At 70.5% G+C, this 25559-nt stretch carries 25 protein-coding genes; 11 read left to right on the top strand and 14 right to left on the bottom strand.

The window, feature by feature from the left end; genetic code table 11:
• Positions 1-96 precede the first annotated feature (96 nt).
• From IEY88_RS12395 to IEY88_RS12385, 3 genes are read left to right on the top strand one after another with little or no spacing between them, the layout of a single operon-like run.
• A complete protein-coding gene (locus tag IEY88_RS12395) occupies positions 97-1353 on the top strand; it encodes an MFS transporter (protein ID WP_189154841.1) in 1257 nt (418 codons plus the stop codon).
• A 20-nt stretch (positions 1354-1373) separates the two neighbouring features.
• Entirely contained in the window at positions 1374-2756 is a 1383-nt protein-coding gene (locus IEY88_RS12390) for an acyclic terpene utilization AtuA family protein (RefSeq protein WP_189154840.1), read from the top strand.
• Entirely contained in the window at positions 2749-3060 is a 312-nt protein-coding gene (locus IEY88_RS12385) for a DUF4387 domain-containing protein (RefSeq protein WP_189154839.1), read from the top strand. Before IEY88_RS12390 ends, IEY88_RS12385 begins: the two co-directional genes overlap by 8 nt.
• Here IEY88_RS12385 and IEY88_RS12380 read toward each other — a convergent pair.
• The 3 genes from IEY88_RS12380 to IEY88_RS12370 form a co-directional block, all read right to left on the bottom strand.
• On the bottom strand, positions 3047-5281 hold the full coding sequence (locus IEY88_RS12380) for a molybdopterin-dependent oxidoreductase (RefSeq protein ID WP_189154838.1): 2235 nt from the start codon (positions 5279-5281) through the stop codon (positions 3047-3049). The genes IEY88_RS12385 and IEY88_RS12380 overlap by 14 nt on opposite strands.
• A gap of 11 nt (positions 5282-5292) precedes the next feature.
• Positions 5293-5868, bottom strand: coding sequence for a TetR/AcrR family transcriptional regulator (locus tag IEY88_RS12375; RefSeq protein ID WP_229693311.1), 576 nt, complete (start codon positions 5866-5868; stop codon positions 5293-5295).
• Between the two features lie 582 nt (positions 5869-6450).
• Positions 6451-7050, bottom strand: a complete 600-nt coding sequence (locus tag IEY88_RS12370) for a sigma-70 family RNA polymerase sigma factor (RefSeq protein ID WP_189154837.1) — start codon at positions 7048-7050, stop codon at positions 6451-6453.
• A 101-nt stretch (positions 7051-7151) separates the two neighbouring features.
• Between IEY88_RS12370 and IEY88_RS12365 the strand changes: the two genes are divergently transcribed.
• Positions 7152-7904, top strand: coding sequence for a zf-HC2 domain-containing protein (locus tag IEY88_RS12365; RefSeq protein ID WP_189154836.1), 753 nt, complete (start codon positions 7152-7154; stop codon positions 7902-7904).
• A 49-nt stretch (positions 7905-7953) separates the two neighbouring features.
• Here IEY88_RS12365 and IEY88_RS12360 read toward each other — a convergent pair whose 3' ends face one another.
• Positions 7954-9030, bottom strand: a complete 1077-nt coding sequence (locus IEY88_RS12360) for a BtrH N-terminal domain-containing protein (protein WP_189154835.1) — start codon at positions 9028-9030, stop codon at positions 7954-7956.
• Positions 9031-9304: 274 nt separating this feature from the next.
• Between IEY88_RS12360 and IEY88_RS12355 the strand changes: the two genes are divergently transcribed.
• Genes IEY88_RS12355 through IEY88_RS12345 form a run of 3 tightly spaced genes read left to right on the top strand, consistent with a single transcriptional unit; the run spans position 9305 to position 10982 of the window.
• Positions 9305-9661, top strand: a complete 357-nt coding sequence (locus IEY88_RS12355; protein WP_189154834.1) for a P-loop NTPase family protein — start codon at positions 9305-9307, stop codon at positions 9659-9661.
• The gene (locus tag IEY88_RS12350; protein ID WP_189154833.1) at positions 9658-10545 is read left to right on the top strand and encodes a WXG100 family type VII secretion target; all 888 of its coding nucleotides are present in this window, start codon (positions 9658-9660) and stop codon (positions 10543-10545) included. Before IEY88_RS12355 ends, IEY88_RS12350 begins: the two co-directional genes overlap by 4 nt.
• Positions 10542-10982 (top strand): hypothetical protein, encoded by a 441-nt coding sequence (locus IEY88_RS12345; protein ID WP_189154832.1) that lies wholly within the window; start codon positions 10542-10544, stop codon positions 10980-10982. Before IEY88_RS12350 ends, IEY88_RS12345 begins: the two co-directional genes overlap by 4 nt.
• 57 nt (positions 10983-11039) lie before the next feature.
• On the opposite strand, the gene IEY88_RS12340 is transcribed toward IEY88_RS12345, so the two are convergent.
• Positions 11040-12038: a glycosyl hydrolase gene (locus IEY88_RS12340; protein WP_189154831.1), complete on the bottom strand. Its 999-nt coding sequence runs from the start codon at positions 12036-12038 to the stop codon at positions 11040-11042.
• A gap of 156 nt (positions 12039-12194) precedes the next feature.
• Positions 12195-13262 (bottom strand): LacI family DNA-binding transcriptional regulator, encoded by a 1068-nt coding sequence (locus IEY88_RS12335; protein ID WP_229693309.1) that lies wholly within the window; start codon positions 13260-13262, stop codon positions 12195-12197.
• A 121-nt stretch (positions 13263-13383) separates the two neighbouring features.
• Here IEY88_RS12335 and IEY88_RS12330 point away from each other — a divergent pair, with 121 nt between their 5' ends.
• The gene (locus IEY88_RS12330; RefSeq protein WP_189154830.1) at positions 13384-14409 is read left to right on the top strand and encodes a LacI family DNA-binding transcriptional regulator; all 1026 of its coding nucleotides are present in this window, start codon (positions 13384-13386) and stop codon (positions 14407-14409) included.
• Here IEY88_RS12330 and IEY88_RS12325 read toward each other — a convergent pair.
• The 4 genes from IEY88_RS12325 to IEY88_RS12310 are packed head-to-tail and all read right to left on the bottom strand — an operon-like array spanning position 14406 to position 19800.
• A complete protein-coding gene (locus tag IEY88_RS12325; RefSeq protein WP_189154829.1) occupies positions 14406-16766 on the bottom strand; it encodes a glycoside hydrolase family 2 protein in 2361 nt (786 codons plus the stop codon). The genes IEY88_RS12330 and IEY88_RS12325 overlap by 4 nt on opposite strands.
• Before the next feature lie 21 nt (positions 16767-16787).
• Positions 16788-17621, bottom strand: a complete 834-nt coding sequence (locus IEY88_RS12320; RefSeq protein WP_189154828.1) for a carbohydrate ABC transporter permease — start codon at positions 17619-17621, stop codon at positions 16788-16790.
• The gene (locus IEY88_RS12315) at positions 17618-18478 is read right to left on the bottom strand and encodes a carbohydrate ABC transporter permease (protein WP_189154827.1); all 861 of its coding nucleotides are present in this window, start codon (positions 18476-18478) and stop codon (positions 17618-17620) included. Before IEY88_RS12315 ends, IEY88_RS12320 begins: the two co-directional genes overlap by 4 nt.
• Positions 18479-18486: 8 nt before the next feature.
• A complete protein-coding gene (locus IEY88_RS12310; protein ID WP_189154826.1) occupies positions 18487-19800 on the bottom strand; it encodes an ABC transporter substrate-binding protein in 1314 nt (437 codons plus the stop codon).
• 195 nt (positions 19801-19995) lie between these two features.
• Between IEY88_RS12310 and IEY88_RS12305 the strand changes: the two genes are divergently transcribed.
• Entirely contained in the window at positions 19996-20595 is a 600-nt protein-coding gene (locus tag IEY88_RS12305; RefSeq protein WP_189154825.1) for a hypothetical protein, read from the top strand.
• On the opposite strand, the gene IEY88_RS12300 is transcribed toward IEY88_RS12305, so the two are convergent.
• Positions 20592-21569, bottom strand: a complete 978-nt coding sequence (locus tag IEY88_RS12300; protein WP_229693308.1) for an ADP-ribosylglycohydrolase family protein — start codon at positions 21567-21569, stop codon at positions 20592-20594. The two genes, IEY88_RS12305 and IEY88_RS12300, sit on opposite strands and share 4 nt — an antisense overlap.
• An 18-nt stretch (positions 21570-21587) precedes the next feature.
• On the bottom strand, positions 21588-22316 hold the full coding sequence (locus IEY88_RS12295) for an SDR family oxidoreductase (RefSeq protein WP_189154824.1): 729 nt from the start codon (positions 22314-22316) through the stop codon (positions 21588-21590).
• A gap of 88 nt (positions 22317-22404) precedes the next feature.
• Between IEY88_RS12295 and IEY88_RS12290 the strand changes: the two genes are divergently transcribed.
• A complete protein-coding gene (locus IEY88_RS12290; RefSeq protein WP_229693307.1) occupies positions 22405-22995 on the top strand; it encodes a TetR/AcrR family transcriptional regulator in 591 nt (196 codons plus the stop codon).
• On the opposite strand, the gene IEY88_RS12285 is transcribed toward IEY88_RS12290, so the two are convergent.
• The gene (locus tag IEY88_RS12285) at positions 22975-24081 is read right to left on the bottom strand and encodes a DNA alkylation repair protein (RefSeq protein ID WP_189154823.1); all 1107 of its coding nucleotides are present in this window, start codon (positions 24079-24081) and stop codon (positions 22975-22977) included. The genes IEY88_RS12290 and IEY88_RS12285 overlap by 21 nt on opposite strands.
• A 25-nt stretch (positions 24082-24106) precedes the next feature.
• Positions 24107-25069, bottom strand: a complete 963-nt coding sequence (locus IEY88_RS12280; protein ID WP_189154822.1) for a helix-turn-helix transcriptional regulator — start codon at positions 25067-25069, stop codon at positions 24107-24109.
• Positions 25070-25144: 75 nt separating this feature from the next.
• Here IEY88_RS12280 and IEY88_RS12275 point away from each other — a divergent pair, with 75 nt between their 5' ends.
• Positions 25145-25555 (top strand): hypothetical protein, encoded by a 411-nt coding sequence (locus tag IEY88_RS12275; RefSeq protein ID WP_189154821.1) that lies wholly within the window; start codon positions 25145-25147, stop codon positions 25553-25555.
• The last annotated feature ends 4 nt before the right edge of the window (positions 25556-25559 follow it).

Genomic DNA, 25559 nt, shown 5'->3' with positions numbered 1-25559 from the left:
TACTACGGCAAGCGCCTAAGCTATTGCTTGCTAATTTTGCTATAGCATCCTAGCTTGGTGACGCCGCGACGTTCCCGAGCCAACGGAGGCTTCCCGATGTCGTCACTCGCCGCGCCGGTCGACCGGCGGCTCGCCAGGCGCATCACGTTCTTCGTCGCGCTGGCCGTGTTCGCGCAGGAGGCGACCTGGGACTTCTACGACGCCCAGGTGCCGCCGCTGCTGCGGGAGCACATCGCCAGCACCGCGGTCGTCGGCCTGCTCATGGGCATGGACAACCTGCTCGGCATCTTCGTGCAGCCGTGGATCGCCAACCGGTCGGACAACACCCGCACGCGGTGGGGCCGCCGGATTCCCTACCTGGCGGTGGGCATGCCGCTCGCCGCGCTGCTGTTCGTCCTGATCCCGCTGGCGACGGCACTGCCCGCACTGATCGCGGTGATCTTCGTGTACTCGTTGGTGGGCAACAGCTTCAAGCCGATCGCGCAGGCGTTGCTGCCCGACTTCATCGAGCCGGAACGCCGGGGCAGGGCGAACGCGGCGGTGAAGATCGCCTCGGGCCTGACCGTCATCGTGTCCGCGCTCATCAGCGCACTGCTGGTGGACGACCACCCGAAGCTCGCGTTCACCGTTCCCGCGCTGCTCATGCTGGTGTGCACGGCGGTGCTCGTCTCGCGGGTGCGGGACAGCACCTCGCGGGCCTACCAGCTCGCGCTCACCGAGGACGCCCGCGACGAGACGTCCGTGCGGCTGCGCGACCTGCTCAAGGACATCCTCCGCGATCCGAACCGCAGCCGGCTCCTCCTCGTCACCGCGGTCCTGCTGTTCGCCTCGGCCTGGTTCTCCTCGCGGTCGCTGTTCACCCCGTACGGCATGGAGACCCTGGGCCTGTCCCGTGGCGCGGCGGGCTCGCTCACGTTCCCCAGCGGCGTCGCGTTCCTCGTGGCCGCCTACCCCGCCGCCCTGCTCGCCGAACGGATCGGGCGCGTCCGGACGATGACGATCGGGATGGTCGTCTTCGGTGTCTCGCTCGCCTTCGGCACCCTCGTGCCGACCCCCGCCGCGACCGTCGCCGCCTTCTGCGTCGCGGCCGCCGGCGCGTCCGGGTTCCTGATCAACGCCGCCGTCGTCCTGTGGAACCTGGCCCCGTCCGCCCGCGTGATCGGCGTGTACACGGGCCTCTACACGGTGAGCTGGGCGACGGGCGGGTTCATCGGGCCGGGGATCGTCGGCGCGATGGTCGACATCACCGGGTGGCGCTACATGCTCCTCGACATCGCCCTGCTCAGCGCGCTCGCCATCGCCGTGATCCTGCGCGTCGCCGTCCTGAGCCGCCGCCACGCGGTCTCCCTGTGACAACCGGAAGGAACTCGCACATGAACGCTCCCGACGGAGCCGTCCGCGTCCTGACGCCCACGGGCATGCTCGGCGCCGGCTTCACCCAGTCCTCAGTGGACCGAGGGCTGGAGCTCGGCGCCGACGTCATCGCCGTGGACGGCGGATCGACCGACTCGGGCCCGCACTACCTCGGTTCGGGCACCGCCAAGACGACCGCCGCAGCCGTCGCTCGCGACCTGCGGATCCTCCTGCGTGCCAGCGCGCAGGCCCGCATCCCTCTCATCGTCGGGTCCTGCGGCACCAGCGGCACCGACTCGGGTGTCGCCTGGGTCGCCGGGATCGTCGACGACATCCTGTGCGAGGAGGAGCTCGACCTGTCCGTGGCGACGATCTTCAGCGAGCAGCGCGCCGACTTCGTCAAGGCACGGCTGCGCGACCGCGCGGTGCACCCGTTGCCCCCGGCGGCAGCCCTGGACGAGGCCACTGTGGACAGTTGCACGCACGTCGTCGGGATGATGGGCCACGAACCGATCGAGGAAGCGTTGCGCGCCGGTGCCGACGTGGTGCTCGCGGGCCGCGCTACCGACACCGCCCTCGCCGCCGCCTTCCCGTTGCTGAAGGGCATGCCGGCGGGGCCCGTGTGGCACGCGGCGAAGATCGTCGAGTGCGGTGGCCAGTGCACGACGAACCCCCGTGCGGGCGGTGTCCTCGCCACCATCGACCGCACCGGCTTCACCATCGAACCGCTCGACCCGGACGCCGCCTGCACGCCGATCTCCGTTGCCGCGCACATGCTCTACGAGACGGTGAACCCGTTCCGCATGCGCGAACCGGCCGGCGAACTGGACGTCACGGAGGCGACCTACACGGCCCTGGACGAACGGCGTGTCCGCGTCGAGGGTTCGCGGTTCCGCCCGGCGGACCATCACACGATCAAGCTCGAGGGCGCCCGGATCACCGGCTACGAGACGATGTCGTTCACGGCCATCCGGGACGAGCACATCCTCGCGAACATCGAGGAGTGGACCGACCTGTTCGTCAAGGTCTTCACGGGCCGCGTCGCGCAGACCCTCGGGCTCGACAGCGACGACTACGCGTTCGACCTGCGCCGCTACGGCCACGACGCCGTGCTGGGCTCGTTGGACCCGGCGACGCGGCCACCGCGCGAGATCGGCGTGATGCTCCTGGTGCGCGCGCGGACCCAGGAGCTCGCGACCGCCGTCGCCAAGGTCGCCAACCCGTTGATGCTGCACCTGCCGACCCCGGACATGGCCTACCTGCCCAGCCTCGCGTTCGCGACCTCCCCCGCGGAGACCGAACGGGGACCGGTCTACGAGTTCGTGCTCCACCACGTCGTCGACACCCTCACTCCCACCGAGATGTTCCGCACCGAGCACCGGAAGGCCCACTCCCATGACTGAGCAGCCCACGTTCGGCGATCTCGCGCTGGAGGTCCGTTCCAAGAACGCCGGACCGTTCTGGGTGACGATGGAGCTCTTCATGCGCGACGAGGCCGGGTACGCGCTCGCGGCCGAGACCGTCGACGAGGCCGTCGTCGCGTCCCTGTACGACGTGCGTGCCGAGGACGTCCAGATCTTCCGGATCCCCTCGCTGAACGTCGTCAAGATCTCGTTCCCCCGTCCGGTCCCGCAGGGAGGACTGCGGGACCGCGACGTCCACGCCGGTCAGCACCACGTGCCGCTGGCGTCGCTCAGGGTGCGGTGACCGGTTCGAGCCGGGCCGGAACGTGCTTGTGCCACGGCGTACCGGCCCACTCGTCACGGTCTTCGGCCGCGGTCAGCTCGTTGGGAGCGACGCCCGTGCGCTCCTGGACGGTGAGCCCGAAGCCGTTGGGCAGCGAGATGTGACCGGAGCGCATGGTGTCCGTGGCGTCCACGGACACCTCCGCGCTGCCACGCCGGGTGGTGAGCCGGACCCGGTCGCCCGTCGTGACGCCCAGCCGCATCGCGTCGGCGGTGCTCATGCGGAGGCGGCCGTCGGCGTCGCGCCGCCGCCAGGTCGGGTCGCGCATGATGGTGTTGGCGGTGAACGCGCGCCGCTCACCCGCCGACAGCACGAACGGCCAGTCCGGATCCTGTTGCGGGACAGGCCTTTCACCCAATGCGGCCACCGCGGCGAGCAGCTCCGGCACGTCGAGGTGGATGCGGTCGCCGGGCAGTCGCCGCCAGGACTCGGCGTAGTCGTCGTCGGTGATGTGCACGCCGTGCTCGCCGTCGACGATCGCGGCGAAGAGCCGCTCGCCCGCTTCGAGCCCGGACCCGTAGCCCGCTTTCTCGACACCGGCCGGGTTCTTGCGGGCGCACTCGTGCGCGGCCATCCACAGCACGGCGGCCGCTGAGGCGTCGTGCGGCAGCGTCGGGCCGAGCGTGCGGTACAGCAGGACGGACGCGAGCCGCCGCTTCACCGGGTCCGCGAGCGCGCCGAGGAACGCCTGGGCGAACTGCGCGCGTCCGGCCGCCGCGGCCGCGCGCAGCGGTGCGTAGTCCTCTTCGGACAGTGCGCCGGACGCCTCGACCAGCCGGGCGTGGATCTCCGGTTCGGGCAGCACGCCCTGCGGCGCGGGCACGACCGGGTGCCGCAGGTGGAAGATGTTGCGCGGGAAGTCGAAGTTGAAGAACGTGGCCTCGAACTTCTCGAACTGCGTCGGCGCGGGCAGCACGTAGTCGGCCAGGCGCGCGGTCTCGGTCATCGCCACGTCGATCACGACCACGAGCTCCAGCGCGGCGAGGGCCTCACGCATCTTCGCCGAGTCGGCCAGCGAGTGGGCGGGGTTGGCGCTCTCGACCAGCATCGCGCGGTAGCGGGCCGGGTGGTCGGTGAGGATCTCCTCGGCGATCACGTTGGACGGCACGAGACCGCTGATGATCCGTGCGCCCGCGACCGGGCTGCGCGGCCCCGCGTCACCGGCGTGCCCGCGGTCGCGGCCGATCGGCACGAGGCTCGACGGCACGTACTGGGTGCCGCGCTTGCCGAAGTTGCCGGTGAGCAGCCAGACGAGCTTCTCGACGTAGCTCACCAGCGTGGAGTCGCGGTTCATCTGGACCCCGAGGTCCTCGAACACGGCCGCGGACCCCGCGGCGGCGATCCGGGCAGCAACCGCCCGCACCAGCGTCTCCTCGACGTCGGCGACCGCGCAGTACTCCCCCACCGGCACCTGCCGCAGGACGGCGGTGACGGCGTCGAGGCCGTCCGCGTGCTCGGCGAGCCAGTCCGCGGCGACCAGGTCCTCCTGCACGAGCACCGCGGCCAGCGCGGTCAGCAGGTAGAGGTCGGTGCCGGGCCGGACCTGGAGGTGGAAGTCGGAGAGCTCCGCGGTCTCGGTCCGCACGGGGTCGATCACGATCATCGACCGGGCGGGGTCCTTCGCGATCTCCTTGAGCACCGAACGGGCTCGCGGGAAACCGTGCGACTGGTAGGGGTTCTTGCCGACGAACAGCGCGACCTCGCAGTGCTCGAAGTCGGCGCGGGTGATGTTGCCGAGCATGCGGGCGTTCACCCAGAACTCGCCGGTCTTCTCCTGCGCGAGCGCGGACGAGCGGTACCGGGCACCGAAGGCGGCGAGCGTGGCGGGCGAGTACGCGCCACCGAGGTGGTTGCCCTGGCCGCCGCCACCGTAGTAGAAGATCGTCTCGCCGCCGAAGGTGTCGCGGACCTCGCCGAGGCGGGCCGCGATCTCCCCGATCGCGGTGTCCCAGTCGATCTCCTCGAACGTGCCGTCGGCCCTGCGGCGCAACGGACGCGTGATCCGGCCGGTGTCGCCGTTCTGGTGCAGGCCGAGACGCAGCGCCTTGTTGCACGTGTAGCCGGCGGAGGCGGGGTGGAGCTTGTCGCCGCGGATCTTGTCGAACGACCGGCCGTCCTCGCCGACGAGGATCTCGATGCCGCAGTTGCACTCGCAGAGGATGCAGGCGCTGGGTTTCCACATGGGCCGGGCTCCTAGTGGTGTGGTTGGAGCAGGGGCGCGATCTCGGTGAGCACGTCGTCGAGCGGGCCCAGGTCGCGGTGTGCGCGGCAGAGGATGATCGCCCCTTCGACCGAGGACACGACCAACGTCGCCAGCCGCTGCGCGCGGGCCACCTCAAAACCGTTGCGGGACAACGCTTCTGCGATGCTGCCCTGCCAGCGGGCGAAGATCTCCCGCACGACGTCGACGGCGTCGGGGACGGTGTCGCGGCTGTCCATGGCCATCGCGGCGGCGGGACAGCCCGCCCGGAAGCCGGTCTTGGTCAGCGACCGCTTCCAGAAGGCGACGAGACGCTCCAGCAACAGCCGGACGTCACCCTCCGCCGCCGCCTCGCTGACCATCGCGTCGATGTAGTCGCCGGCCTGGCGGACCGCGCCGAGCACCATCTCGTTCCGGCCGCCGGGGAAGTGGTGGTAGACGGACCCGCGCGGCGCACCGCTGTGGGCCAGCACCGCGTCCACCGTGACGCCGGCCGCGCCGCGTTCGCGCAGCAACAGCACCGCGCTGTCCAGCATCCGCTGCTTGGTGCCCCGCCTGCTGTCGCTCATCGCACCTCCCGGTTCGGGAGTATGGCAGAGACCATAGTCGGTGTCAGCAGGCCGCGACTCTCCCGGAAGCCTGGCGCGGAAGGAGAGGCCGCGGTGAGCAGGGTTGGGGAGGCGGAACTGTCAGCGCGAAGTCGGGGAACGCCCGCCGACTCGCGGACCGGTTGTCCGGCCGAACGGCCTGCGAGGTCCCCGGACGCCGAACGCGGCACCCCTGAGCGGCATGCGACTCAGGTGCTGTCAGGCCTGGTCACCGCCCGCCACTTCGGGGCCTGCGGGGCCGGTGTGCGGCCTCCCGTGCTCGCGGCTCAGGTGACGTCAGGCATGGCCACCGCCCGCACTTCGGGGCCTGCGGGGCCGGTGTGCGGCCTCCCGTGCTCGCGGCTCAGGTGACGTCAGGCACGGTCACCGCCCACCACTTCGGGAGGCTGCGGGGCCGGTGTCCGGCCTCCCGTGCTCCCGGCTCAGGTGACGTCAGGCCTGGCCACCGCCCGCACTTCGGGACGCTGCGGGACCGGTGTCCAGCCTCCCGTGCTCGCGGCTCAGGTGACGTCAGGCATGGTCACCGTGCGCCGCACGCGAGCCTCAGCCCGTCTCGCTGGCGTCGCGTCCGGTGGCCCTGACCAGGTCCTCCCGCGCCCGCGCCACCCGCGAGCGGATCGTCCCGATCGGGCAGCCGACGACCTCGGCCGCCTCGGCGTAGCCCAGGCCGAGCACCTGCGTGAGCACCAGGGCCTCGCGCCGGTCGGCCGCCAGTTCGTCGAGCAGCAGGTTGAGCTCGACCACGCCGGTGAAGCCGGACGAGGCGCCGCGCTCGCGGTCCGCCGCCTGCACCCAGTCGACGTCCGGGGACACCCGCGGCCTCGACCGCGCCATCCGCACCTGGTCGACCACGACCCGCCGGGCGATCGAGAGGAGCCACGTCGTCGCCGAGGACCTCGCCTCGAAGTTGCGCAGGCTCGGCAGCGCGCGCAGGAAGGTCTCCTGCGTGAGGTCGTCCGCCACGCCCACGTCCTCGAGGTGAGCGACGAAACGCCACACGTCGCGCTGGGTCGCCCGCACGAACCGTTCCAGGGCGTCCCGGTCACCGTCCCGGGCCTGCAAAGCCCATCGGGTCACCTCGTCATCGGCGAAGTCCACGAGGCCGAAGCCTAACGGGCGAACGTCCGGCAGCTGACCGGCCATTCGGACCGATCGGTGGTACGAGTGCCCGGGCGCGACGGCTGACCAGGGCGAACAGGCTCCTTCCGCACCGCTCGCAGATCGCCGGGAACCAACCGGGCCGCATGACCGACAATGTGTACGTGGACTGCAGCACCTGCCGCGAAGCCCTCTCCGCGCGACTCGACGGGGAGGACGAGGGCGTGCCCGCCGCCGAGGTGGACGCGCACCTGGAGACGTGCGCGGACTGCCGGGAGTGGCAGGACACCGCCACGTCCCTGAACCGCACCCTGCGCGTGCGGGCGGCGACCCCCGTGCCCGACCTCGCGGCCGCGATCCTCGACGCCGCTCCCCCGATCACCCCGCCCGCGCCGCGCGGCTGGCTCGTCCGCACGGTGCTCGGCGGTGTCGCGGTCGCCCAGCTGACGCTCGGGCTCGCCCAGGTGCTGGGCACCGGGTCGTCCGTGCACGGCGGCCACGCCTCCGGTCTCGACAGCAGCCACCTGTTCAACGAGAGCACCGCCTGGAACCTCGCGGTCGGCCTCGGCCTGCTCTGGACCGCGCTGCGCCCCGCCGCGACCGCGGGCATGCTGCCCGTCACCGCGGCGTTCGTCGCCGTGCTGATCCCCTACTCGGCCAGCGACCTGGTCGACGGCACCGCCACCGCGGGCCGCGTGCTGTCCCACTCGCTGCTGCTCGCGGCACTCGCGCTGCTGGCGATCACGCACTTCCGCGACCGAGGCCCCGGCGGCCGCACCACGTCATCGGACAGCGACACCGCCGGCACCGGGGACTCCTCGGAGTCCTCGCGCTCCGAGGAGAAGCCCCGCGCCCGTCGCGTCCGGCTGCGGCCGGTGAGCCGGCGCCACGTCGCCTGACCCCCGCCGGACAGGCCGCGGGACGCTCGTCCCGCGGCCCCGCCGACGATCAGCCCACAGCGGCCTTCAGCTTGGCGATCGCGTCGGTCTCCGCCTCGTACAGCTCAGCGAGCCGCGCACCCATGGCCGGGAAGTCCGTCAACTCCCCCAACCCGTTCCACATCTCGCCGATCTCCCGCCACCGCGGCGCCAGCCCGGAATGGCCCGCCTGGTCGAGGAAGTCCGCGAACAACGGCCGCAGGTTCCCGCCCGTGACCCCGTACCGGCCGTCCACGCCCTCCCGGACGCTCTGGAACGCGTGGTCGAGCCCCTGCCCGTCGGCGAACACCTTGGGCCACGCCTTGGCCGCCTTGGTGTCGGTCATCATCCGGGACCACTTGCGCCACGCCGGCAGCGAGAACGAGTCCGACTTCTGCGACAGGTGCTCGACGACGTCCCGCAGGCCCTCGCGCACGGCGGCCTCGACGTCGGGCTCGCGGCCGGAGTCGGTGACCACGACCGCCTGGTTCTTCCACGTGCCGACCCGTGCGACGGCCCGGTCCAGGTCCGCACGGGCGACGGTCAGCGGCGCCAGGTTCCGGTCGTCCACGTACACCCGGTCGCCGGTCGTGCCGCACACCACGACCGGATGCCCGCCGTGACCGTCGAGCGCCTCCGGCAGGTCCCAGTAGCCGATCTGGTACCGGTCGGGCCACACCATCACGGCGTCACCGGCGTCGAGCCGGCCGGTCAGCCACGCCTGCGCGGCCTTGGGCGCGGACCGGTGCCACTCGTGTGCGACGCCCAGTCGCGTGAGGACCTTCTCGGTGCGGCGGGTGACGTACTGCCACGAGTTGGAGAACCCGATCGTGACGTGCCGGCCGTTGTCGTGCTTGAACTCCCACAGGATGTAGCCCGCGCCGATGCCGCCGCCGATGCCGAACAGCAACGCCTCGTTCAGGCCGGAGATGCCGCGGGCGGCGAGCATGGCGTCCAGGCCCGCCGCATCGGGGTCCGTGCCTCCGCGCAACACCCAGCCGCCGTCCGGCGACGCACCGCTCAGGTGCGCGAGGGCGGTCGTGTAGCGCTCACCGGTCTTGGCCATGCGGGCGCGGACCTGAGCCTTGAACTGCTTGCGTGACGTCATCACCGAACTCCCCGGCCATCGCAACGGACACCCGAACCCCACGCGCCCCGATGCCACGACAGCCTTGGTCAGGCGTGACGAAGACGGCGTTCCCAGGCACACAGGTCCCGTTTGCCTCCGCGTCAGCCGGGTTGCGTGGGCACCCGGTCAGGAGGTTGGGCGTGGAACTCGCCGGTGGTCATCGTAACCGGGACGATCCCGCGGTGCGCGGACCGCCGCGATTCGTGTTTTTATAGCCCGGAATACGAAGGAGCCGCACATTAAAGTCGGCCGGATGGGAGAGAGGTTCCACGTCGAGCCGGACGAGCTGCGTGGGTACAGCGGACTCCTCGAACGTCAGGCCGAGCACTTCCTGACGATCCGGGAGCACGCGATCGACAAGGGTGGGGACACGGCCGGGTTCACCGGGCTGCTGTCGCTGCTCGACCCCGTCGTGACCGGGGTCGCGCAGCTCTACGGCGAGACGCTCGAGGCCGCGAACAAGAAGATGACCCAGGACGCCGAGTCGTTGGTCAAGGCGGCCGTCGCCTACGAGAAGGCGGACCAGGTCGGTGTCTGCCTGATCGACACCGCGGGCGGGAAGACGGAGGCCCCCTCGTGGCTGGGGCGGTTCCTGGGGGTGGGCGAATGACCGGCGGGGTCTGCAACGGCTACCAGGACATCGAGGATCCGAATGTCGCGCTGCGCGCGGCGCCCGACAACCGGCCCGGCCGGCAGACAATCAAGGAGCTGATCGAGGCCGCCGGCTGGAAGATCCAGGGCGTCAACTGGATCTACCAGCAGGTCACCGGCGACGACCTGGTGCGCGACCTGGTCATGCCGCTGGCGGGCGACTTCGAGAAGATCGACGCGAACGCCGCCGCGTGGGACCGGATCGCCAAGTCGCTCGACAACGTGCGGCACAACGTGAACAACGGCATCGAGGAGCTCTCGCCGCACTGGGACGGCGGCGCCGCGCAGAGCTTCGAGAACCGCGTGCGCCGCACGTGGACCACGGCGATCGAGTGGGACTCGCAGGTCGCGAAGTTCATCGGCGACCGGTTCAAGAACATGGCGGCCTCCTGCCGATCGGCCGCGAAGCTCGCGCTGACCCTGCTCGACAAGATCTGCGACAAGCTGATGAAGGCCGCGATGACGGCGTGGATCCCGCTCGTCGGCTGGGGCCGTGCCGTGTGGATGGTCTACGACGTGGTCAACATCGTCGACCAGGTGCGCAAGCTCATCCAGTCCATGCAGACCCTCATCGAGGGCGTCCAGGGCATGATCGCCGGCATCCGGCTGATGGGCACCGCGCTGGCCAGGATCCCGGACGTGCGGGACGTCAACGACTTCTTCGACGTGGTCGACACGTGGCAGGACGGCACGGAGAAGCTCGGTGACGGCGTGTCCGCCGTGGGCAGTGGCGCGTGGGGCGCGGTGAAGAGCGGCTACAAGGGGCACAGCAAGTACAGGGACGCCCAGAAGGAAGAACGCTGGGCCGAGCCCAGCACCTCGGGCTCGGGCGGTGCGCAATGACGTTCCCGTACGAGAGCGCCCGCCAGCAGTTGCAGACGTGGCAACAGGATCTCGACGCCAAGGGCGCACGGCTGGAGAAGGTCGCGCTCGAAGCGTCCAGGGCGCAGACCCGCGGCGCCGACCTGTCCCCCGCGGACATCGCCGAGATCGAGAAGTTCGCCCGGTCGAAGGACGCCCCGAACGCGTTGAAAGACTTGCAGCGCAAGGTCGACTCGGGCGAACTCTCCTGGCGGGACATCGCGTCCGGCAGGGCCGTGAACGATCCCGAGGTGCAACGGGCGATGCAGACCAGCATGCCGTCGCTGAAGCGCGCGTACACGGCGATCAAGGAGGGGCAGGACCTCGACGAGATCGTCGCGGCGGGTCAGCAGCGCACCAGGCGGTCGCACGGCGGCGACGACGACATGCCGAGCGACTTCACCGAGGACGCCTTCTGACCCCGCCGCGACACCGCCGCCACCCGCGCCGCTGGATCCTCCGTCCGAAGTGGACGGCTAGGGGGCGATGGTGAACTCGCCCTGGTTCAGCGTGCGCGGGTGGAAGTAGCCGGCCTGGACCTCCGCCGGGGTGTTGTTGCCGCGCAGGTGTTCCGACCACACCATGAAGTAGCTCCAGCGGGTCTGGCTGCCGAGGAACGCGGCGTTCGGCACCTTGCCGGTCTCGGCGAGCGCGATGGGCTTGCCGTTCGCGATGGCCTGGATCTGCTGGTAGTCACCGGAAGCAGGCAGGCCCTTGTACCAGACGTCCAGCGACACGACGTCCACGTACTGCGCGCCGGGGTAGTACGAGGCCCAGTTCCCCGCGGGGTTGTCCTGGACGTTCCACACCCAGATCAGGTTGTCGAGGCCCTTGGACACCAGGTGGTCGCGGGTGATGCGGTAGAGCTTCGCGCTGCCTTCCGGGCCCGGCCGGTTGCCCCACCAGTTCCAGGCCTCGTTCATCTCGTGCAACGGGCGGAACAACACCGGCACGCCCGCGTCCTTGAGCTGTCGCAGGTACGGCACCACCTCGTCGAGGCGGCGCTTCCACGCGTTGTTGAGTCCTGTGCCGTTGGTGACCATCTCGGTGAATTGACTCTGGCTGATCTGCGTCTTGACGCCGCCGTCGAACTGGCAGGTGCTGCCGCCGGTCGGCGTGCACACGTGCCAGGTCAACGTGACCAGGGAGCCGTTGGCCCACTCGGTCCTGGCCTGGTCGACGACGCGCTGCCGGTTCGCCACGTCCTCCGGCCGGAACATCAGGTCGCCGCCCCACAGGCCGGGGTACTGGCCGGTGATGTCCTTGACCTGCTGCGTGTACTGGCCGGGGTTGCTCGCCGGTTCCTTGTTGTGCTGGCCGGAGACGACGTTCCGGCCGGTGATGGAGCTCAGGTAGTTGATCACTTGCTGCCGTGACGACCTCGGGAACGCCTGCGCCTGCGGTGCCACCGCGACCAGGACGCCGAGGAAGGTCAGGACCGCGGTCAGTGCCGCGCCGAACCGATGGTGTCGCACTCGCTCCTCCTCGTGGAACCCGCTCCTCGCTGAGCGGGACTACGCGAACGGCTGCGGCGGCAAGCCGATGAACTAAAACGCTTAATCTGCATTACCGCCTGAAGATAAGCGCAATCCGATGAGTCTGTCCATAGAGCGTTTTAGTTCCGGAACGGTTCAGTCGCGCGGCGGCGCGGTCGACGCCCGCGGGACCAGCCTCGGGGCGTGCGCCAGGCGTTGTGCCGGAGCCCGGCCGGCCATCACGTCGAACAACGTCTCCGCGGCCTGCGCGCCGAACGAGAAGACGTCGTGGCGCATGGCCGAGAGCGTCGGCCTGGTGAGCTGGCACAGCTGCGAGTCGTCCCAGGCCAGCAGGGACAGGTCGGCGGGCACCGACAGGCCGAACTCCGCGGCGACTCCCAGCGCCGCGACGGCCATGACGTCGTTGTCGAACACGATGGCGGTTGGGCGTTGCGGCGAGAGCAGCAGCGTGCGGCAGGCCCGGCTGCCCTGGTCCGCCGAGAAGTCCGCCACGACCGTGCGGGCGTCCAGCCCGAGGTCCCGCGCCGCGGCGGTGAACGCGGCCGTCCGGATCGCGCTGTGCCCCAGTTCCGGCGGCCCGCTCACCCGTGCGATGCGGCGATGTCCCAGTGCGGCGAGGTAGCGCACGGCCTCCGTGATCGCCTCGGCGTCCTCGGTCCACACCGACGTGAAGGGGCCTGCCAGGCTCGGATGACCCACCACGACCGCGGGCAGCCCCAGGTCCGCCAGCGCAGGGATGCGCGGGTCGTCCACGTGCAGGTCGACGAGGAGGCTGCCGTTGACCCGCCCGCCCTGCCACCACTCGCGGTGGACTTCGATCTCCTCGGTGCCGTCCGCCAGCCGCAGCAGCAACGAGCACGACCGCCGCACCAGCACGCTCTCGATGCCCGAGATGAACTCCATGTAGAACGGTTCGAGCCCCAGCAGGCGGGCCGGCCGCGCGATCACGAGCCCGACCGTGTGCAGGCGCCGCCCGGACAGCGACGAGGCCGCGAGGTTGGGCCGCCAGCCCAGCTCGCGTGCGGCCGTGAGGATGCGCTCCTTGGTCGCGGCGGACACACCGGGCCGGTCGTGCAGGGCGATCGACACGGCCGCCGGGGACACCCCGGCGCGCGCGGCGACGTCCCTGATGGTGGTCCTGCGCTCGCCGGCGGTCGAGTCGTTCTGGCTCACCCGGAGGAACCGCCTCACCTGCGCACGCACTGCTGGACCGTGCCAGTCTAACCGGGAGCGCTCCCAGGAACCGCCCTCGTGGCGTGCTGATGAAACGCTTCAGTTGTTGCGCTGCTATGTTTTGATCTCCGCAGCCGACGAGGAGGTCCGGATGAAGCGGCCGACGATCTCCGACGTCGCGCAACGAGCCGGGGTGTCGATCAGCGCCGCGTCGTTCGCCCTCAACGGGCGGCCCGGTGTCTCCGACCGGACCCGGCAGCGTGTCCTCGAGGCCGCCGACGAGATCGGGTGGCACCGCAACAGCGCGGCCCGCGTGCTGTCCGGCGGCACCACGAACGTGATCGGCATGGCGATCCCCCGGCCCGCCGCCACCCTGGGCGTGGAACCGTTCTTCATGGAGCTGGTCAGCGGCATCGAGTCGGTGCTGGCGACGCCGGGCTACGCGCTGATGATGCAGGTCGTCGCGAGCGTCGACGCCGAGCTCAAGGTCTACCGGTCGTGGTGGGGCGAGCACCGGGTCGACGGGATCATCGTGGTCGACCTGCGCGGCGACGACCCCCGCGTCGGCCTGCTGGAGCAGCTCGGACTGCCCGCCGTCGTGGTGGGCGGTCCCGCCGACGTGGGCACGCTGCCGCACGTCTGGGCGGACGACGCCGCGGCCGCCGCCGAGACCGTCGGTTACCTGGCCGCGCTCGGTCACCGCCGGATCGGCCGGGTCGCGGGCCTGCCAGACCTGCTGCACACCCGGCGCCGCGACGAGGCGTTCCGCGAGGCGAGCACCCGGTACGGGATCGAGTCGATCGAGGTCGTGCACACCGACTACACGGGACTCGAGGGCGCGCAGGCCACGCGCAGGCTGCTGACCTCGCCCGAGCGTCCGACGGCGATCCTCTACGACAACAGCATCATGGCCGTCGCGGGGATGTCGGTCGCCGACGAGATGCGGCTCTCGGTGCCCACGGACCTGTCGATCGTCGCGTGGGACGACTCGCAGCTGTGCCAGGTGATCCGGCCGGCGATCACCGCGCTCGCCCGGGACGTCGCCGCCTACGGTGCCCGCGTCGCGCAGTTGCTGCTCGACGTGGTCGCGAAGAACGGCGCCGTCGAGCAGCGCGGTGTGGAGGTGCCGGCGCCGAGGCTCGTCCCGCGGTCGAGCACAGCACCTCCGCAACGCTAGACCAGTTGGTTCGCTGACCGCAGGACGTCAGCCGCCAGCAACAACTCCGGCGCGAACCGCGCCGCCGTGCGCACGGCGAACACAGCCGACTCCCCCGGCAGCAACGAGATCAGCCCGCGGTCGACGACGCCGTCCGCCGCCACCTTGTCGGCCAGCAGTGTCAGGTCCTTCAGCACCGACCGGGCGGTCACGGTGACGCGGTAGCCGCCGTCGACAGCCTCCGCCGTCGCGTCGAAAGCGGCTTCCGGCAAGGCTTCCCCGTCCGGGAACGCGAACGCCCTGACCTCGCCCACGGACGCCACGACGAGGCCACCGGCCGGGTCCACCGGGACGGTCGTGGCCGAACGCGGAGCCACCACGAGCGGCAGCACCACGTCCGCCACCTCCGCACCGTCGAGCCGCACCCGCCGCACCCGCAGTTCGCCCGCCCACTCCCGCGCGGTGTCGTTCACCGCGACGACGGCGTCCGGCCTGATCGTCAGCAACCGGTCGGCGTAGCTCGCGCGCAACGCGTACCAGGCGGGCTTGAGGCGGCCGTAGCCGTCGACGACCGCCCACGAGGTCACCGGCCAGCAGTCGTTGAGCTGCCACAGGATCGTGCCGGAGCACTTCGGGGTCAGCGACCGGAAGTGCCCGATCCCGGTGCTGACGGCGTGGGCCTGGTTGAGTTGCGCGGCCCAGTGCCAGTCGTCGAAGCCCCGCACGTCCTGGAAGTGCTCGGCGAGCCTGCGCGCGATCTTGCGGTTGCCGTCGTCGGCCTTGATGTGGGCGGTCATGCGGCGCCCGTACGGCGCGGGTGGGGTGTCGCGTATCGCCTTCTTCACCGTCGCCGCGGCGGGCGGTCCGCAGAACCCGAACTCCGCCACGAACCGCGGTTCGTACTCGAGGTAGGCCGTGTAGTCGCGGTCGTTCCAGACGTCCCAGATGTGCGTGCAGCCGTGCGCCGGGTCGTTCGGGTGCAGGTCCTCCGAGACCGAGTACGGGCTGCTCGGCAGGTACGGACGGCCCGGGTCCAGCTCGGCGACGATCTTCGGGAGGACGTCGGTGTAGTAGCCGACGCCCCAGGTCCGCTCGCCGAGCTGCTCCTGCCAGCCCCAGTCGTGGTAGCCCCAGACGTTCTCGTTGCCGCCGTTCCAGGCGATGAGGCTCGGGTGCGCGGCCAGCCGGTTGACGGCGTCCCGGGCCTCCGCGACGACCTCGCCGCGCAGCGGTTCCTCCTCGGGGTAGGCCGCGCAGGCGAACAGGAAGTCCTGCCACACCAGCAGTCCCAGCTCGTCGGCGAGCGCGTAGAAGTCGTCGGACTCGTAGATGCCGCCGCCCCAGACGCGCAGGAGGTTGACGCCCGCGTCGAGGGCCTGGCCGAACCGCTCCCGCAGCCGTTCCGCACCGACGCGGTGCGGGAAGCAGTCGTCCGGGATCCAGTTGACGCCCTTGACGAAGACGCGCTCCCCGTTGATCCGGAACGTGAACTCGGTGCCGTCGTCGTCGGCGTTCGTGAGCAGCTCGACCGTGCGGAACCCGACCTCGCCCCGCCAGGTGTCCCCTGTGGACAGTGAGACCTCCATGGGGTGCAATGTCTGCGCGCCATAGCCGCGTGGCCACCACAGGTCGACGTCGCCGAGTTCCATCCGCAGCACCGTTCCGCCGGCACCGGGCAGGAGGTCGGACCGGACCTCGTGCTCGCCGATGCGCGCGACGACCGTCAGCGGTTCGTCGCCGGTCCGTTCGACGTCGACGTGCACCTCCGCACGGCCGTCCATGCTCGTGAGGGGGCGGACGGCCGCGATCCGCGCCGCCTGCCACTCCTCGATCGCGATCGGCCGCCAGATCCCGGCGGTGACGAGGACCGGGCCCCAGTCCCAGCCGAAGTTGCAGGCCATCTTGCGGATCATGTTGTACGGGTGGGCGTTGACGTGCGGTCGCGCGCCGAGCAGCCGTTCCTGTTCCTCGGCGTGGGCCAGCGCGCTCGTGAACGTCACCGAGAGCGTGTTCTCGCCGTCGCGCAGGGCCGCCCGGACGTCGAAGCGGTAACCGCGGTGCATGTTGGCCGTGGAGGCGATCTCGTGGCCGTTCAGCTCGATCCTGGCGACCGTGTCCAGGCCGTCGCACACCAGCTCGACCCGGGTGTCACCGGCCGCGCTGTAGTGGAAGGTCGTCTCGTAGCGCCAGTCGGTCCGGCCGATCCACGCGAGCTTCGCCTCGTTCTCGTCGAGGTACGGATCGGGGATGAGCCCGGCCGCGAGCAGGTCGGTGTGCACGGAGCCCGGCACCGTGGCGGGCACTTCCCTCTCGCCGATCTTGCTCGGGCTCTCGGAGCGGAGGACCCAGCCGTCGTGGAGTTCGGTTCTGGTCACCATGTTCTGCTTCTCCTGAAGTGGTTATTTGACCGCGCCCGCGGTGAGCCCGCCGTAGATGAAGCGCTGCAACACGAGGAACACGACCAGGGTCGGGAGGATGACGAGGACCGTGCCCGCCGAGATGACCTCCCAGTGGGCGCCGTACGGGCCCTTGAACCGGAACAGCGCGGTCGAGATGGTGCCGAGCTTCTCCGAGGGCATGTACAGGAACGGGATGTAGAAGTCGTTGTAGATCGCGACGCCCTTGACGATCACGACGGTGACGATCGCGGGCCGCAGCAGCGGCAGGACGATCCGCCAGTAGATCGTGAGGGAGCCGGCGCCGTCGATCCGCGCCGCCTCGTCGAGCGCGACCGGGATGGAACGCATGAACTGCAGGAAGATGTACACGGCCACGATGTCCGTGCCGGTGTAGAGCAGGATCGGCGCCCACCGGGTGCCGTTGACGCCCAGCGCGCTGATCACCTCGTAGGTCGCGACCTGCGTGGTCACACTGGGCACCAGCGTCGCGACGAGGAACAGGGCCATGACGAGCTTCTTGGCCCTGAAGTGGAACCGGTCGACGGCGTAGGCGGTCATCGAGCCGATGAGCACGGTGCCGATCAGCGCGAAGACGAGGATGAACGTCGTGTTCCACAGCGCCCGCGCCATCTGCCCGTCGGTGAAGGCGATGGCGAAGTTGCCGAGGTTGAACCAGTCGGCCGGCGCGGCCAGCGGGTTGCGGCCGGCGGTGGCCTCCTCGCTGGTGCGCAACGAGGTGAGCAGCACGGCCAGCAACGGCAGCACCACCGCGACGCTGGCGAGCACCAGGCTGAGGTACTTGAGGAATGCGGCGAGCGCGTGGCGTGCGGTCATGACTGCTCGACCCTCTCCTCGGGGACGAGCGTCCGCTGCAACCACGTCACCAGCAGCACGATGACGAGCAGGACCACCGCGGCCGCCGACGCCAGGCCGACCTTGTTGAAGGTGAACGCCAGCTTGATCGTCTGGATCACGAACGTCTCGCTGTTGTTCGCTCCCCCGGTCATGATGAACGGGATCTCGAACACCGACAGCGCGCCGGACACCGCGAGGATCACGCACAGGCTGATGATCGGTTTGATGCTGGGCACGATGATGTGGCGGAACTGCTGCCACCGGTTCGCTCCGTCCAAAGTGGCCGCTTCGTACAGGTGCGGCGGGATCGACTGGATGGCGCCGAGGAACAGCACGAGGTTCAGCCCGGCGTAGCGCCAGACGGAGACCCCGGCGAGCGAGGTGTTGACGAGGTCGGGATCGCCCAGCCACAACCGGGGCTGCACGCCGAACACCGCGAGCGTGGTGTCCAGCGTGCCGCCGGGCTGGAAGAAGTAGAGGAACACGAACCCGATCGCGACGCCGTTGATGAGGTAGGGGAAGAAGAAGATGCCCTTGAACAGGCCCCGCAGCCGCGTGCCGAAGCTCAGGACGGTCGCGAAGTACAGCGCCAGCCCCGTCTGCAGCAACGCGCCCGCGAGGTAGAAGAGGCTGACCGCGAACACCTGGAACAGCTGCGGCCGGGTGAAGAGGTCGACGTAGTTCTCGGCGCCGACGAACTCCCGGTCGCGGCTGAGGCCGTCCCAGTCCGTGAAGCTGTGCACCACCATGCTCACGACCGGCACGTAGGTGAACGCCACCAGGAACGCGAGCGGGACGAGCAGGTAGAGCCACGGCACGTGGGCGCGTTGCGTCATGGGGGCGCTCAGCCGATCTCGGCCTGCGCTTCCGCCCACCTCTTGTTGAGGTCGGCGAACACGCCCGCGAGATCACCCGGTGCCGCTCCCCTGGCGACGTCGACGATGCGCTGCGGGTAGTCCTTGGCGCTCAGCCCCACCTCGGACGCCTTGTCGATCTGACTGACCAGGTTGTTCTTCGCCCAGCCGAGCCGCACGAGCTCGACCTTCTCCTCCTCGAACGGCTTGAGGCTCTCCGGCAGCGGCGCACCCTTGAGCGCGGAGATCGACAGCGACTTCTGCGCGTCGCCGGACTTCGAGATGTACCAGTCGATCCACGCCCGCGCGGCTTCCTTCGCCTTGCTGTGCTTGTTGATCGCGAACAGGTAGTCGGGCCGCACCACCGAGCAGAACTTCCCGCCGACCTGTGCGGGGAACGGCATGAACCCGATGTCCTGCGGGTCGCGCCCGGCCTTGCGCGCGGCCTCCCGCATCTGGACCACCGCCCACGACCCGAGCCACATGGTCGCGACCTCGCCGGTGCCGAGGAGGTTCTTGGAGTTCTCCCAGTTGGTGGTGTTCGGGTCGGCCTCGGAGAGTCCGGTGTGGACGATGTCGTGCAGCAGCGTGTCCACGACGTTCAGGTCCGTGCCCGGCGCCCACGGTTCCTTCGTCTCGGCCAGCTTGTCGTTGGCCGCGACGTCACAGCTCGGCGAGCCGAGGCCGCTGCCCCAGTTCGTCAGCGGCCAGCCGTCCTTGTAGTTCGTGTAGTACGGCGTGGACCCGGTCTTGTCCTTGATCGCCCTGAGCGCGGTGAGGAACTCCGCGGGCGTCCTCGGCCACTCGGTGACACCGGCTTTCTGCCAGACGGCCCTGTTGTAGACGAACCCGTTGGCGGTGCCGATGTTCGCGAGCCCGTAGACCTTGCCGTCCACAGTGGCCTTGTCGGTGAAGTCGTACTTGGGCTGCAACTCCTCGGTGGTTCCCAGCGGAGCGAAGAACTGCGGGTACTGGTTGGAGTCGACCGAACCGGGGATGAGCACCACGTCGCCGTAGTCCTCGCCGCTCATCCGGATCCGGACCTCGCCCTCGTAGTCGGTGAGGCCCTGGAACTCCACCGTGACACCGGGATAGGTCTTCTTGAACTCGTCGGCGTACTTCTGGGTCGTGCCGTCCTGCACCTGGTCGGTCCGGTTGGTCAGGACCGTGATGGTCCCGGTGACCTTCGCCGGGTCGGCGGGAACGGCGACGACCGCCTCGCCGTCCGCCCCGCCACCGCCGCCGCAGGCGGAGAGAGCCAGCACGAGAACCGTCCCGGCCACCGTTGCGCGAGTCGCAGCCACTTCGCCTCCGAACTTAAGCGTTTTAGTTGACGAGCCCGAAACAACCCCCGGCTTTGACGGGAGAAGATCGGGGTGATGAGCGCTTAACCTAGACGCAACGTGAATCGCTGTCTATAACGCTTTAGCAGGCATCCGTGGGTGACAGCTGACAGAAATGCTTCGAACCTCGCGGACGAGCCGTGCGATGCTCCGCCGATGAAGATCGGCCGCCGCGACGCGTGGATGTTCGACCTGACCGCTCGTGACGACGTCGTCCGCGGCCGGGCTCTGGCACGGCACCGGGCGCTGGTGGAGACGGGAACCGGCGTGTCGCGCTACGAACCCGACGAGGAGCGGACGATCTTCTGGTACGTCGCGACCGCGTGGGACCTGGACTTCCGGAACACCGCCGTGAGCGTGGAGCGCTGGCCGTTCATGGCGCTGTACCTGCGGTGGGAGGGGCTGTTCCCCGACGAGTGGCGTTCGCGGGGTTCCCACCCGTGGTCACCGTGGTCGATGAAGGAAGGGGTGCTCGAGCACCTGAGGCGGAACGGAACGGTGGCGGAGGTGCGGCAGGAGGCGGCCGATCTGCTGATCGACGCGATCCACCGCTCCTACCGTTGCAAGGACTGGATGTACGCGTCCCTGGTGCACCACGTCGCCGACACGGACTTCCGCGACCGGCTGACGATTCTCACCGGCGCGGACGATCCTCTCGTCCGGCTTCGAGCCCGGTTCCTCCTCGATCTCGCCGACCGTCCCGAAGTCCGGGTCAAGCGACACACTTGGGGCAAGTGGCTCGACAGCCGAACCTAGGCGGTGAGCGCGGCCAGCTGGTCCGCGTACTCGATGCGTTCGACCCAGTCCGCCGGCCAGGCGTCCAGACCGTGCGCGGCACCCACGAACGCCCCGGCCAACGCGGCGATCGAGTCCGAGTCGCCACTGGTCCGCGCCGCCCGCACCAGGCAGGCCACCGGGTCGTCGGCGTGCCGGATCGCGCAGTACAGCCCGGTCGCCAGCGCCTCCTCGGCGATCCAGCCCTCGCCGGTGGCGAGGCACGCGTCCTCGCCGTCGTCGGGCCTCGCCAGAGCGGCCACCAGCCGTTCGAGGATCTCGGCGCACTCGTCCCAGCCGCGGGCGATGAAGTCGGCGGGAGTGGTCGCCCCCGGCATCTGCCACAGGGATCCCAGCCACTCCTCCAGGTAGACCGAACGCCGCTCGGCGCAGCGGGCCAGCAGGGCGGCGGGCACGTCGGCCAGGTCGGCGCCGTCGACCAGCACGCGCGTCGCGTAGGCCGTGAGCTCGGACGCGGCAAGCGCCGTGGGATGGCCGTGGGTCATCGCGGCCTGCAACTGCGACACCCCGGCGAGCACGTCGAGGTCGAGGCCGGGCACCAGACCGACCGGGGTCACGCGCATGTTCGCGCCGCATCCCTTGGAGCCGGTGATGGTCGCCTCCACCCACGGGGCGCCCTCCGCCAGCCCGCCGCACGCGCGCAGGCACGTCATCCCCGGCGCACGGTTGTTCTCCGGGCTGTGCGCCCACGCGACGAACCGCTCCCGCAGGCGCGGTTCGAGTGCTTCGGCGGTGTACTGGTCGACGTCACGCAGCGCCCACGCCACCGCGAGCGCCATCTGCGTGTCGTCGGTGACCAGCGCGGGATCGCCTGTCAGGTCGTCCGGCCCGGCACCGAACTCGCGCTCGATCTCCGCGACGGTCAGGAACTCCGTCGGCTTGGCGAGCGCGTCCCCGAAAGCCAGTCCGTACAACGATCCCGCGATGCGATCCACGGCCCCGACCCTACGTGGCTACAACTGGTTCTCGCCGCCGTCGACGTAGAGGTTGGCGCCGACGATGAAGCTGCTCTGGTCCGAGGCGAGGAACGCGACCGCGTCCGCCACCTCGTCCGCCGTCCCGATCCTGCCGATCGGCACCCCCGCCGCGAAGCCCTCCCTGGCCTCCTCGGACAGGCCGGCGAGGGCGGGCGTGTCGATCGTGCCCGGTGAGATCGCGTTGACGCGGACGCCCCGGCCCTTGAGCTCGTTGGCCCAGGTGCGGACGTACGAGCGCAGCGCGGCCTTGGTCGCCGCGTAGGTGCCGAACTCCGCGACGCCGTCGTCGGCGCGGACCGAGCAGTTCACGATCACCGCGGCGCCGTCGTTGAGCAGCGGCAGCGCCTTCTGGACGCTGAACAGCGTGCCGCGCACGTTGACGCCGAAGATCAGGTCGAAGTGCTCCTCGGTCGTGTCCTCGAGCGCCGCGAACCCGCCGATGCCCGCGTTGGCGAACAGCGCGTCCACTCCCCTGCCCCTGGCGCGGACCGCGTCGTAGAGCCGGTCGAGGTCCGCCGGGTCGGCCACGTCCCCCCGCACTGCCGTGGCGTCACCGATCAGCTCCACCGCCGCGTCCAGCTCGCCCTGACGCCTGCCGGTGATGAACACGTGCGCGCCCTCGCCCGCGAACCGCCGGGCGGCGGCGAGGCCGATGCCGCTGCTCCCGCCGGTCACGACCACCGTCTTGCCCTCGAACTGAGGCATGAGCCCTCCAGATATTCGGTACCGATCGGTACGTAAGTCGACAGTAGCACTTCCGGACCGATCGGTACCGAAGGGGTAGGCTGAGGGGGTGACGGTGATCGGCAGGCCCAGGGGCTTCGACGCGGACGAGGCGTTGCACGCGGCCATGCTGGTGTTCTGGAGGCAGGGCTACGAGGGCGCGAGCCTCGCCGATCTCACCGGCGCCATGGGCATCACCAAGACGAGCATGTACGCGGCGTTCGGCAACAAGGAACAGCTCTTCCGCAAAGCCCTGGCACGCTACGACGAGGGGCCGGCGTCCTACGCGTTGCGCGCGGTCGAGAAGCCGACGGCGCGCGAGGTGGCGACGGCGTTCCTCACGGGCTCGGTGCACACCACGACCCAGCCGGGAGGTCCGGCCGGGTGCCTGGGTGTGCAGGGGTCGCTGGCGGCGGGAGACGCCGGCGAACCGGCGCGCGAGATCCTGGCCGAGTGGCGCACCAACGGCCGCCAGCTCCTCGAAACGCGGTTTCGGCGTGCCGTCGACGAGGGCGACCTGCCGCCGGGGACCGACGCGCGCAGGCTCGCCCTGTTCGTCATGACGGTCGCTTTCGGGATCGCCGTCCAGGCCGCGAGCGGCGTCAGCCGCACCGACCTCCAGGAGATCGCCGACACTGCTCTACACCACTGGCCCGTCTAGCTCGAACTCCCTGCGGTCCGTCTCCACTCCGTTGACCTGCAACGAGATCGCGTGCCCGCCTGGGTGGTAGCGGCGCGTCGTGATCGGCCGGAACGAGTGCTCCCGCGTCACCTGCATCCGTTCGCCCGGAGCCAATGTCCGGGTGGTGAGCTTGAACGTCTTGCCGGTCTGGCCGCCGTTGGCCTTGCGGTGGTGCACGACGTAGTCGATCGCGAGCGCCGCCTCGGTGTCGCCGGCGTTGTGGATCGAGGCGGTGAACCGGACGCTGCCGCCGAACGGGACGACGTCCTGCTCCAGGTGCGGCCCGTCGACCTCCACCGTCGCGGGCGCGAACCCCAGCAGTGCGAGCGCGCCGCGGTCACCGCGCTTCACGAGGGTGCGCAACCCGTGGCGGACAAGGCGTCCGGTGTCCGCGTCACCGTTCTCCAGCCAGCGCCGCGCCGTGTCCACGACGAGGTCCGGGTGGTCGCGGCTGAGGTCGTTGAGGTGGTTGGCGACCGACCGGCGAACGTAGTCGCTCTCGTCGCGGTGGAGAGCGTCCAGAATGGACAGTGTGACCCCGGGGCGGGTCAGGACCTCCGGCACCCGCACCGCCCAGGGGAGGTAGGGACGGGTGCCCTCGGAGGCCAGTCTGCGCACGTGCTCGTCGGCGGACCCGGTCCAGTCGCCGATGATGCCGAGGGCGCGGTCGAGGTCGTGCCGCAGCAGCGTCCTGATCGCGAACTCGGCGGTGAGCCGCCCGGTGAGGCCGGCGAGCAACGCCATCGCGTCGTCGAACGCGGCGGTGTCCTCCCGGACGGCCTGGGTGGCGAGCGCGCTGGTGACCGGCCAGATCAGCCAGCCGGTGAACTCCGGCGAGCGTTCCTGGGCGGAGCGGACGGTGCTGGCGAGTGCGGCGTAGCCACCGGGCAGGTCCGCCAGCAGGGCGTCCCGCAGCAGATCGGCGCGTTCCCGCAGCGACAACGGGGCGATCTGCCTCGGCGCCGCCCGCAACGCCCTGAGGTCGGCGTCCGGAGCGGCGACCTGGATCGCCCGCACGAGGCTGGTGACGGCGGAACGTCCGAGGAGTTCTTCGGCGGTGGGCATGCTCCCACCCTAGAAAACGACCCGGTCAGAACCTGTCCTGGTCATGGAGCGCATCCAGCTGCGACTGGAGGCGCCCACGCAGCACCGCGCGCAGTTCTGAAGGCTCGACCGCGGACAGCGGCACAGCCAACGCGATCAGCCGAGTCGCGAGCTCGTCCAGGGAACTGCCACCGAGGGTCACCCTCGTGCCGTCCGGGCCGACGCTCTCGTGCGTGCCCGACCCCGGCGGCACGAGGCATTGAGCTTCCTCGATCGGCACCGGCAGCACCGCGGTCGCGTAGAACGGGTAGTCGCTGGTCAGCATGTCGGCGACCAGCCGTGCGGCGTCCGGCGGACTCTCGATCCGCACCGGCTGCCCGGTGGGCCGCACGTCCACGGCGCGGTCCGCCCGGAACGTGCGCCACTGACCGCGTTCAACGTCCAGCGCGACCAGGTACCAGCGGTGGCGGGTCCGCACGAGCCGATGGGGATCAACGGCGCGTTCGGTGAGCCGGCCGGCGCTGTCGCGGTACTCCAGCCGCAGGCGGTGTCCGTGGCGGCAGGCGTCGGCGAGCTTCAGCAGCACCTCGAACGACACCGGATCACCCGGCCCCTGCGCGGTGTGCACGACGGACTCGGCGAACGCGCTGAGCCGGTCGGCCACCCGGCGCGGCAGCATCCGCTGGAGCTTGCCCAACGCCGACAGCGCGGCCTGGTCGCTGCCCAGCACGCCGCGCTGGGCCGCCTCCCGCAACGAGACCGCCACCGCCAGGGCCTCGTCGTCGTCCAGGCTCAACGGCGGGACCGCGGCGCCCTGACCGAGGCGGTATCCGCCCCACGGCCCCGGATCGGACTCGATCCCGTACCCGAGGTCCCGCAGCCGGGCCACGTCGCGCCGCACCGTGCGGTCGTCGACGCCCATGCGTCCGGCCAGCTCGCGGTTCGTCCAGGCCGGCCGCGTGGACAGCAACGACAGCAACCGCAACAACCTGACCGGCGTGCTCGACACACCGCGACAGTAGACCGGCCGGCTGTCCGAGCACTCCCCCGCCACTAGATCATCCAGAGCCGCCACGCGGCGCCCGTGGCGCGTGGTTCCATTGGGCCTCAACAAGATCGCGCCCGCGCGATCACCTGGGACGAGATCGAGGCCGTCCACCAGATCTCCACCGACAACTACGTCAACTACCAGCACGTCCTCATCGTCTACGCCTACAAGCTCGTGCTGCGGGACGACGAGCTGGTCGTCTTCCGGGGCGTCGAGCAGCCGGACGAGGGCCGGACCGTCCCCTTCGGCCCGCTCGCCCTGTCGGGATCCGGGATCGTCACGCCCGGCGGTCTCGTGGCGTGGGACGAGATCGAGGACCTGTCGACCAAGGCGGGTGACGTCGTGCTCACCGCGACGAGGCGCAAGCCGGGGAACTACGCGATCGGTGACATCCCCGACTTCGAGGTCTTCTGGACGCTGGCGCAGAACCTCCGCGACCAGAACTGAAGCT

It is taken from the genome of Lentzea pudingi, assembly GCF_014646255.1.
GTDB classification, from domain to species: Bacteria; Actinomycetota; Actinomycetes; order Mycobacteriales; family Pseudonocardiaceae; genus Lentzea; species Lentzea pudingi.
The sequence above is the reverse complement of the archived record's forward strand: the minus strand, read 5'-3'. Positions and strand labels throughout refer to the sequence as shown.

Excerpts from the sequence above, each read along its gene's own strand:
- IEY88_RS12395 (WP_189154841.1), top strand. The coding sequence starts at position 97 with ATGTCGTCACTCGCCGCGCCGGTCGACCGGCGGCTCGCCAGGCGCATC.
- IEY88_RS12390 (WP_189154840.1), top strand. The coding sequence starts at position 1,374 with ATGAACGCTCCCGACGGAGCCGTCCGCGTCCTGACGCCCACGGGCATG.
- IEY88_RS12385 (WP_189154839.1), top strand. The coding sequence starts at position 2,749 with ATGACTGAGCAGCCCACGTTCGGCGATCTCGCGCTGGAGGTCCGTTCC.
- IEY88_RS12380 (WP_189154838.1), bottom strand. The coding sequence starts at position 5,281 with ATGTGGAAACCCAGCGCCTGCATCCTCTGCGAGTGCAACTGCGGCATC.
- IEY88_RS12375 (WP_229693311.1), bottom strand. The coding sequence starts at position 5,868 with ATGAGCGACAGCAGGCGGGGCACCAAGCAGCGGATGCTGGACAGCGCG.
- IEY88_RS12370 (WP_189154837.1), bottom strand. The coding sequence starts at position 7,050 with ATGGCCGGTCAGCTGCCGGACGTTCGCCCGTTAGGCTTCGGCCTCGTG.
- IEY88_RS12365 (WP_189154836.1), top strand. The coding sequence starts at position 7,152 with ATGACCGACAATGTGTACGTGGACTGCAGCACCTGCCGCGAAGCCCTC.
- IEY88_RS12360 (WP_189154835.1), bottom strand. The coding sequence starts at position 9,030 with ATGACGTCACGCAAGCAGTTCAAGGCTCAGGTCCGCGCCCGCATGGCC.
- IEY88_RS12355 (WP_189154834.1), top strand. The coding sequence starts at position 9,305 with ATGGGAGAGAGGTTCCACGTCGAGCCGGACGAGCTGCGTGGGTACAGC.
- IEY88_RS12350 (WP_189154833.1), top strand. The coding sequence starts at position 9,658 with ATGACCGGCGGGGTCTGCAACGGCTACCAGGACATCGAGGATCCGAAT.
- IEY88_RS12345 (WP_189154832.1), top strand. The coding sequence starts at position 10,542 with ATGACGTTCCCGTACGAGAGCGCCCGCCAGCAGTTGCAGACGTGGCAA.
- IEY88_RS12330 (WP_189154830.1), top strand. The coding sequence starts at position 13,384 with ATGAAGCGGCCGACGATCTCCGACGTCGCGCAACGAGCCGGGGTGTCG.
- IEY88_RS12325 (WP_189154829.1), bottom strand. The coding sequence starts at position 16,766 with ATGGTGACCAGAACCGAACTCCACGACGGCTGGGTCCTCCGCTCCGAG.
- IEY88_RS12320 (WP_189154828.1), bottom strand. The coding sequence starts at position 17,621 with ATGACCGCACGCCACGCGCTCGCCGCATTCCTCAAGTACCTCAGCCTG.
- IEY88_RS12315 (WP_189154827.1), bottom strand. The coding sequence starts at position 18,478 with ATGACGCAACGCGCCCACGTGCCGTGGCTCTACCTGCTCGTCCCGCTC.
- IEY88_RS12305 (WP_189154825.1), top strand. The coding sequence starts at position 19,996 with ATGAAGATCGGCCGCCGCGACGCGTGGATGTTCGACCTGACCGCTCGT.
- IEY88_RS12295 (WP_189154824.1), bottom strand. The coding sequence starts at position 22,316 with ATGCCTCAGTTCGAGGGCAAGACGGTGGTCGTGACCGGCGGGAGCAGC.
- IEY88_RS12285 (WP_189154823.1), bottom strand. The coding sequence starts at position 24,081 with ATGCCCACCGCCGAAGAACTCCTCGGACGTTCCGCCGTCACCAGCCTC.